Below are 7,859 nucleotides of genomic sequence, written 5' to 3'. Positions count from 1 at the left end.
AGCCTGAGGAAGCCGATACCGCGCAAGCCGGCGAAATTCTTGTCGACATCGAGCGCGGTGAAGAAGGCCTTGAACTCATTGCGAGAAATATCGCCATTGCGGGCGTCGAACAGGGCCTGCGTCGAGCGCAGCAGCGACAGATGCAGGTCGATGCGGCTCTCGATCCGGTTGAGCGCATCGTCGGCAGTCGCCTCGAACTTGATGCGCGCGGCTTCCTGCGTGGCGAAGTAGGCAAAACCTGCCATCACCATGCTGATCAGCGCGACGGCGATAAAGGCGATGATCGGGAAAAGCTTCTTCAACGGATCGTGCGGTCCCTGAGCAATGTCGGACCTTTATGCGCAAGTCGCCCTGCCAACACAATGCCAAGGCCAAGCCATCCCTACGGCTGGCATATCACGTGTCCGGCAACCGCGATCTGGCTTGATCTCAGGCCGCGATCTTCAGCGCGCCCGGTCCGGGAATGGCGCCTGGCGGGCATTTGCCCAGAATGATCATGCCCAGCACCTCGTCCTGGGTGACATCAGTGGTGCGGGCGGTGCCGACCACCTGGCCGTTCTTCATGACGCAGACCCGGTCGGCAAGCTCGAACACATCGTGGATGTCGTGGCTGATCAGGAAGATGCCGATGCCGTCGGACTTCAGCTGCTTGACCAGTTCGCCGACCTGCGTCGTTTCCTGCGGACCAAGTGCGGCCGTCGGCTCGTCCATGATCAGGATGCGGGCGTTGAACAGGATCGCACGCGCGATCGCCACCGATTGCCGCTGGCCGCCCGACAGCTTGATCACCGGCTCCTTGAAACGCTGGAACCGGGGATTGAGCCGACCCATCACCTTGCGCGCCTCGGCCTCCATGGCAACGTCGTCGAGCGTGCCCCAGGCGGTCATCAACTCGCGGCCGAGGAACAGATTGGCGGCGGCGTCGACATTGTCGGCCAACGCCAGCGTCTGGTAGATCGTCTCGATGCCGTATTTCTTGGCGTCGCGCGGGTTGGAGATCGATGCCTCCTCGCCGTTGACGAAGATCTGGCCCGAATCGCGCTTGTAGGCGCCGGACAGGATCTTGATCAATGTCGACTTGCCGGCGCCATTATGGCCGAGCAGCGCCACGACCTCGCCGGGGAAAAGATCGATCGAGGCGTCGTCGACGGCGCGGATGCCGCCAAACGCGATCGAGATGTTCCTCATGTCGATCAGCGCGGTGGCTGCAGGAGCAGTCTTGTCAGTCATGGCATGCCCTCCTAGACGCGCTTGCGATAGACGGTGTCGAGCCACACGGCGATCACCAGTACGGCGCCGACGACGATGCTCTGCAGCGGCGAGTCGACACCAAGCAGCACCATGCCGGACTGCAGCGATTGCATCAGCAGGGCGCCGAGCATGGCGCCGATGATCGTTCCCGACCCGCCGGCTAGCGACGTGCCACCGATCACGGCGGCTGCAATGACGAGCAGCTCGTCGAGCGTTCCAAGCACGTTGGTGGCCGAATTCTGCCGGGCCGAGGAGATCGCCGCGGCAATCGTGGCCAGCACGCCCATGATCATGAACACCTTCATGGTGATCCAGCGCGTGTTGATGCCGGCGAGATTGGCCGCCTCGGGATTGCCGCCGATGGCGAAGACATAGCGGCCGAAACGGGTGCGGTTGGTGATGAAGGTCATGACCAGCCCGACGGCGACCGCCATCAGCACCGGTATGGCGATACCGTGGGCGATGAACAGGCCGCCTTCGGGAACGGTGATGTTGTTGGCGGCCGCATATCTGTTCACGATGCCGATCGGCCAGGGGTAGGAGTTGGCGAGCCAGACCGCACCCATGATGGCGCCGCAGGTGACGACACCGAGCAGCGCCTCGGCCCAGATCGGACGTAGCGGAAAACGGAAACGCTTGCGCTGCACCCGCCCGTTGAACAGCCCAAACACCACGGCGAGGCAGGCGACGATCCCGACAACCCAGCTCCAGGTTGCGCCGATCGATCCCGCCGGCCCGCCGCCCATCAGCTGAAAGGTGGCGTTAAGCGGCGCCACGGTCTGGCCTGATGTGACCCACCAGGCAGCACCGCGCCAGACCAGCAGGCCGCCCAGCGTCACGATAAAGGCGGGCACTTCGAGATAGGCGATGACGAAGCCTTGAAAGGCGCCGATCAACAGGCCGAGCGCCAGGCCGATGACCAGCGCCAGGGCCCAGATCCACGGATTGCCGAGTTCGAGCCCGACAAAACGCACCAGGAAATGCACCTGGGCAAATCCCATCACCATGCCGATCAGGCCCTCGGCGGAACCGACCGACAGGTCGATGTTGCGCATGACGATGACCAGCACCATGCCGCAGGCCATGATGGCGACCGCGGATGTCTGCACCGACAGGTTCCACAGATTGCGCGGCGTGAGAAAGGTGCGGCTGTCGAAATCGAGCGGGTTGACGCCGAGGCGCAGGCTGGAAATGACATGCAGCCCAATCCAGATGACCAGCAGCGCGCCGATCATGCCGAGCATCCGGGTGTCGATCTCGGTCGCCTTCAGGAACCGGGCGACGGCGCCGAGTTCCGACGCGCGCGCCGTATCGGCCTGCGGGTTGGACGTCGTGTCGGTCATGATTTCCTCCCACCGGCTGGCCGTCTGACGCGCATGCCGGAGCCCAGCCTAGAAGCTATCCGCATGATGCGGAAACACAATTCTTTGAGAAAACGCCGCGGCTTTTGGGCCGCGGCGTTCAGATATTTCGAAGTGGTCCGGATCAGTTACAGGCCGCGACGGTGCCGGCAGCGACACCCGCGCAGACTTCGTCCTTCTTGATCCAGCCAGCGTCGATGACGACGTTGAGATTGTCCTTGGTGATGGCAACCGGAGTCAGGAACAGCGACTTGACGGTGTTGCCGCCCGGCGTCGTGAAGTCCTTGGCGCCGGCGATGTCGCTCGTCTTCTTGCCGTCGGCCAGTTGCGAGGCGATCTCGGCGGCATTCTTGCCGAGCTCGCGCGCGTCCTTCCACACCGACACGGTTTGCGTGCCCAGGGCGATGCGGTTCAGCGCGGCGTGGTCGCCGTCCTGCCCCGAGACCGGCACGGTGCCGGCCAAGCCTTGAGCCGTCAGCGCCGCGACGACGCCACCGGCAGTGCCGTCATTGGCCGCGACCACCGCGTCGACCTTGTTGTCGTTGGCGGTCAGGAACTGTTCCATGTTCTTCTGGGCGTTGGCGGGCAGCCAGCCATCCGTGTAGGCTTCGCCGACATTCTTGATCTTGCCGCTGTCAATGGCTTCCTTGAGCACTTCCATCGAGCCCGAGAACAGGAAGTCGGCATTGGGATCGGCACCGGAGCCCTTGATGAAGACGTAGTTGCCTTCCGGCTTGACCTTGAACACTTCGCGGGCCTGCATGCGGCCGACTTCCTTGTTGTCGAAGGTCAGATAGAAAACATCCTTGTTCTCGATCAACCGGTCATAGCCGACGACCGGAATGCCTTCGTCCAGGGCTTTCTGCACGGCCGGGCCGATGGCCGAAGCATCCTGCGCCAGGATGATCAGGGAATTGGCGCCCTGCGAGATCAGGCTTTCGACGTCCGTAAGCTGCTTGCCGGGATTGGACTGCGCATCGGCGGAGATGTACTTGTCGCCGGCGGCCTCGATCGCCGTCTTCATGGCGGCCTCGTCGGTCTTCCAGCGTTCCTCCTGGAAGTTGGACCACGAAACGCCGACGACTTTGTCCTTCGCCTGCGCGACAGACGCGAGCGTCAGCGACATGGCGGCACCCGCCAGGATGGCGGCTGTGAATCTTTTCATATTATCCTCCCTGCGCCGCGTATGGCGCGACCAAACTGGCCCGAAGGCCGGCACAAAGGCCCTATTTTTTCGAGCCTCGAAAAAATACTGGGCCAACGCCCGAACGCTGTCAACATCGATTCTGATGGATTTTGATGTCGTTTCGAATTTTTTTCGGGCCTCGGAATAAATAAATGACACGGCGCGCGGCTTCTGCCAGTATTTGACCGCGTCACCGACAGCGTTCCAGGGCAGGAAGAACCGCGGCGACCGGGAGGATATGAAAGAGCATGTCGGTCGGAATCCGCCACGACGATTTGCGCCGCCGCAACCGCGCGATGGTGATCGCGGCGGTGCGCCGCGCCGGACAGCCGTCGCGCACCGAGATCGCCGCAACCACAAGCCTCAGCCATTCGACGATCTCGGCGATCTCATCCGACCTGATCGTCGAAGGTATCCTGACCGAAAGCAAGCCGAGCGAGGCCGGCTCGCTCAAACGCGGCCGTCCGCAGGTCGGCCTCAGCCTCAATCCGGAAGCGGCCGCGGTAATGACCGTGGTGCTGTCGCTGAACTTCCTCTCGGTCGCCGTCATCGACTATGCCGGCCAGGTAATATCCGAGGAACAGCGCCGGCTCGACACGCTGACGATGTCGCGCGACTCGCTGATCGGTGAGTGCACGGCAATCGTGCGGCGCCGCCTGGAAGATCCCGACCTGGACGTGCGCAGCATCGCCCGTATCGCGCTGGCCGTCCAGGGCATCACCGACACCCGTGCCCGCGCCATGCTGTGGTCGCCGATCACGCCGCACACCGACATCGCCTTCGCCGACATATTCGAAGACGAGTTCGGCATCCCAGCCATTATGGAGAACGATTGCAACATGATGGCGGTGGCGCTGCGCTGGCGCGACCCCGATCGTTACCGCGACGATTTCATCGCTATCCTTTTGTCGCACGGCATCGGCATGGGGCTGGTGCTGAAGGGCGAATTGTTCACCGGCACCCATTCCTCGGGCGGCGAATTCGGCCACATGATTCATCGGCCGAACGGGGCGCTGTGTCGCTGCGGACGGCGCGGCTGCGTCGAAGCCTATGCCGGCAATTATGCCATCTGGCGCAACGCGCGGCAGATGGGCGAGGATGCAGAACCCGTCGCCGATGTCAGCGATGCCGACATGCGCGCCCTGGCTGCCGCCGCCCGCGAAAGGGACGGACCCGAACGGGAAGCCTATCGCAAGGCCGGCGAAGCGCTCGGCTACGGCCTCGGCAGCCTGTTCGCGCTGATCGATCCGGCGCCGGTCGCCATGGTCGGCGTCAGCGCCGCCGCCTTCGACCTGATCGAGCCGGCATTGCGGCAAGCGATTGCCCAGACCGCCGGCGGCCAGCATTCCAAGTCGATTTCCTTCGACACCGAGCCGAACGAACTGCCGCTGATCCGCGAAGGCTGCGCCATGCGGGCGCTAATCTTCGTCGATCAGGAGATTTTTGCGCCGGGCGTGCAGGCGAGATCCGGTCTCGGCGGCAAGAACGTGGCGTGAGTTCAAACGAGGGAGTTCAGTCCTCGCGAATGGCGTAACCCGCCCCACGGATGGTGCGGATGACATCGGGCATACGGCCGTTGTTGACCGCCTTGCGCAGCCGGCCGACATGCACATCGACCGTGCGTTCGTCGATGTAGATCGTCTCGCCCCAGACATTGTCGAGCAGTTGGCTGCGCGAGAACACGCGGCCTGGATGGCGCATCATGAATTCAAGCAGGCGGAATTCCGTCGGCCCGAGCCGGATTTCGCTCTTCTTGCGATAGACACGGTGCGATTCGCGATCGAGCACGATATCGCCGACCTTGAGCACGCTGGACAGCACTTCCGGCTTGGCCCGGCGCAGCAGCGCCTTGACCCTGGCCATGAACTCCGGCGTCGAGAAAGGCTTGACCAGATAGTCGTCGGCACCGGTCGAGAGGCCGCGCACGCGGTCGCTTTCCTCGCCTCGCGCGGTCAGCATGATGATCGGCAGCCGCTCGGTCTCGGGACGCATCCTTAGCCGGCGGCAGAGTTCGATACCGGAAACCGCAGGCACCATCCAGTCGAGCACCAGAAGGTCTGGAACGTTCTCCTGCAGCCGGATTTCGGCCTCGTCGCCGCGCGTCACCACCTCGACCTGGTAACCTTCGGATTCGAGATTGTAGCGGAGCAGCACGCCTAGCGGCTCCTCATCCTCCACCACCATGATGCGTGGCGCGATCATCGGCTGGTCACCCCTGTCATGCCGCTGGCGCGGACATTGCCGTCTCGTCCTGCTTCGGACGGTTGGCTGGCAACTGCGTGCCGGTCAAAACATAATAGGCATTTTCGGCGATGTTGGTCACGTGGTCGCCGATCCGCTCGAGGTTCTTGGCGCAAAACAACAGGTGCGTGCACGCCGTGATGTTGCGCGGATCTTCCATCATGTAGGTCAGAAGTTCGCGGAACACCGATGTGTATTTGACGTCGATGCGTTCATCATTGTTTCTGAGCGTGGCAAGCGCTGCCGCGTCAGCGGCGGCATACTCGTCGACGACCCCCTGCACCTGGATCAGCACCAGCTGCGCCATTGCGTCGATCGAATGCGAAAGGTCGTGCGGCGTGACGCTCAGCCCGACAGTGCCGACGCGCTTGGCGATGTTCTTGGCAAGGTCGCCGATGCGCTCGAGGTCGCCGGCCATGCGGATCGAACCGACCACCGCACGCAGATCGTTGGCCATTGGCTGGCGCTTGGCGATCAGCGTGATGGCACGATCGTCCAGCTCGCGCTGGCGTGCATCCATGATGGCGTCGTCGGAAACCACCCGCTGCGCCAGCGCATTGTCCGAATTGAGCAAAGCCCTGGTCGAGCCACCGACCATCGAGCGGGCGAGATCGCCCATGTCGCGGATCAGCTGGCTGATCTGCTCCAGATCCTCATCGAAAGATGCAACGGTATGTTCACCCATGATCTTCGTCCCTCATATGCCAGAGATCAGCCGAACCGGCCGGTGATGTAGTCCTGGGTGCGTTTGTCGTCGGGGGTGGTGAACATCTTGTCGGTGGCGCCCTCCTCGACCAGATAGCCAAGATGGAACATCGCGGTGCGCTGCGACACGCGCGCTGCCTGCTGCATCGAATGGGTGACGATGACGATCGTATAGTTCTGACGCAGTTCGTCGATCAGTTCCTCGACGCGAGCGGTGGCGATCGGGTCGAGCGCCGAACACGGTTCGTCCATCAGGATCACCTCGGGCGACACGGCGATGGCGCGTGCAATGCACAGGCGCTGCTGCTGGCCACCGGAAAGACCCGTGCCAGGTTCCTGCAAACGGTCCTTGACCTCGTTCCAGATCGCCGCCTTCTTCAGGCTGGACTCGACGATCTGATCCATGTCGGCCTTGCGCTTGGCCAATCCGTGGATGCGCGGACCATAGGCGACGTTCTCGTAGATCGACTTTGGGAACGGATTGGGTTTCTGGAACACCATGCCGACGCGCGCCCTGAGTTCGACGACATCGATGTTCTTGTCGTAGATGTCCTCTTCGTCGAGCGTGATCTTGCCGGTTACCCGTGCTGAATCGATGGTGTCGTTCATGCGGTTGAGGCAGCGCAGGAAGGTGGACTTGCCGCAGCCGGAGGGGCCGATCAGCGCCGTCACCTGGTTCAGGCGGACGTCGAGATCGACGTCGAACAGCGCCTGCTTCTCGCCGTAGAACACGCCGACCTTGTCGCCGCGCATTTTTATCACTTCGTTCGACTTCATCTTGTCGCCCACTGCGTTTTCAAGGGACTGTTCGGTCATGATGTTCATACCAAAATGCCTTTTTTCTACCAGCGCCGCTCGAACCGACGCCGAAGCACGATCGCGGTGATGTTCATGGCCATGAGGAAGACGAGCAGGATGATGATGGCGCCGGACATACGCTCGACGAAGGCGCGTTCGGCCTCGTTCGCCCACATATAGATCTGCACCGGCAGCGCGGTGGCCGGATCGAAAGGCGTCGTCGGTGGATCGGCGACGAAGGCGACCATGCCGATCAACAGCAGCGGCGCGGTTTCGCCGAGCGCGCGCGCAAGACCGATGATGGTGCCGGTGAGGAT

General features: G+C 62.8%; 7 protein-coding genes and 2 pseudogenes. 1 reads left to right on the top strand and 8 read right to left on the bottom strand.

From position 1 onward, the window contains the following. The 4 genes and pseudogenes from EN884_RS17190 to xylF all read right to left on the bottom strand — a co-directional run. Positions 1–302: pseudogene (locus EN884_RS17190) on the bottom strand (histidine kinase); the annotation flags it as partial. A gap of 127 nt (positions 303–429) precedes the next feature. Next, complete coding sequence (locus EN884_RS17185; RefSeq protein ID WP_063169144.1) at positions 430–1,230, bottom strand: ATP-binding cassette domain-containing protein; 801 nt, start codon at positions 1,228–1,230, stop codon at positions 430–432. An 11-nt stretch (positions 1,231–1,241) separates the two neighbouring features. After that, on the bottom strand, positions 1,242–2,594 hold the full coding sequence (locus EN884_RS17180) for a sugar ABC transporter permease (protein ID WP_063169145.1): 1,353 nt from the start codon (positions 2,592–2,594) through the stop codon (positions 1,242–1,244). 142 nt (positions 2,595–2,736) lie between these two features. Beyond that, complete coding sequence (xylF, locus tag EN884_RS17175; RefSeq protein ID WP_013529274.1) at positions 2,737–3,777, bottom strand: D-xylose ABC transporter substrate-binding protein; 1,041 nt, start codon at positions 3,775–3,777, stop codon at positions 2,737–2,739. Positions 3,778–4,046: 269 nt separating this feature from the next. Here xylF and EN884_RS17170 point away from each other — a divergent pair, with 269 nt between their 5' ends. Then, positions 4,047–5,294 (top strand): ROK family protein, encoded by a 1,248-nt coding sequence (locus EN884_RS17170; protein ID WP_063169146.1) that lies wholly within the window; start codon positions 4,047–4,049, stop codon positions 5,292–5,294. A gap of 16 nt (positions 5,295–5,310) precedes the next feature. Here EN884_RS17170 and phoB read toward each other — a convergent pair whose 3' ends face one another. From phoB to EN884_RS17150, 4 genes and pseudogenes are all read right to left on the bottom strand, one after another. Continuing rightward, positions 5,311–6,000 carry a phosphate regulon transcriptional regulator PhoB gene (gene phoB / locus EN884_RS17165; protein ID WP_010911896.1) on the bottom strand — a complete coding sequence of 230 codons (690 nt, stop codon included), beginning with the start codon at positions 5,998–6,000 and terminating at the stop codon, positions 5,311–5,313. A 16-nt stretch (positions 6,001–6,016) separates the two neighbouring features. Then, complete coding sequence (gene phoU, locus EN884_RS17160) at positions 6,017–6,724, bottom strand: phosphate signaling complex protein PhoU (protein WP_013529272.1); 708 nt, start codon at positions 6,722–6,724, stop codon at positions 6,017–6,019. Positions 6,725–6,750: 26 nt separating this feature from the next. Next, positions 6,751–7,569: a phosphate ABC transporter ATP-binding protein PstB gene (gene pstB / locus EN884_RS17155; protein ID WP_013529271.1), complete on the bottom strand. Its 819-nt coding sequence runs from the start codon at positions 7,567–7,569 to the stop codon at positions 6,751–6,753. 17 nt (positions 7,570–7,586) lie between these two features. Beyond that, positions 7,587–7,859 (bottom strand): annotated as a pseudogene (locus tag EN884_RS17150) (phosphate ABC transporter, permease protein PstA); the annotation flags it as partial.

The organism is Mesorhizobium sp. M7A.F.Ca.AU.001.01.1.1, from assembly GCF_004022735.1.
Lineage (GTDB): Bacteria > Pseudomonadota > Alphaproteobacteria > Rhizobiales > Rhizobiaceae > Mesorhizobium > Mesorhizobium ciceri.
This window is presented reverse-complemented; position numbering and strand designations above follow the sequence as displayed.

Bases quoted from the DNA above. Each gene is read 5' to 3' on its own strand.
- EN884_RS17185 (WP_063169144.1), bottom strand. From the start codon at position 1,230: ATGACTGACAAGACTGCTCCTGCAGCCACCGCGCTGATCGACATGAGG.
- EN884_RS17180 (WP_063169145.1), bottom strand. From the start codon at position 2,594: ATGACCGACACGACGTCCAACCCGCAGGCCGATACGGCGCGCGCGTCG.
- xylF (WP_013529274.1), bottom strand. From the start codon at position 3,777: ATGAAAAGATTCACAGCCGCCATCCTGGCGGGTGCCGCCATGTCGCTG.
- EN884_RS17170 (WP_063169146.1), top strand. From the start codon at position 4,047: ATGTCGGTCGGAATCCGCCACGACGATTTGCGCCGCCGCAACCGCGCG.
- phoB (WP_010911896.1), bottom strand. From the start codon at position 6,000: ATGATCGCGCCACGCATCATGGTGGTGGAGGATGAGGAGCCGCTAGGC.
- phoU (WP_013529272.1), bottom strand. From the start codon at position 6,724: ATGGGTGAACATACCGTTGCATCTTTCGATGAGGATCTGGAGCAGATC.
- pstB (WP_013529271.1), bottom strand. From the start codon at position 7,569: ATGAACATCATGACCGAACAGTCCCTTGAAAACGCAGTGGGCGACAAG.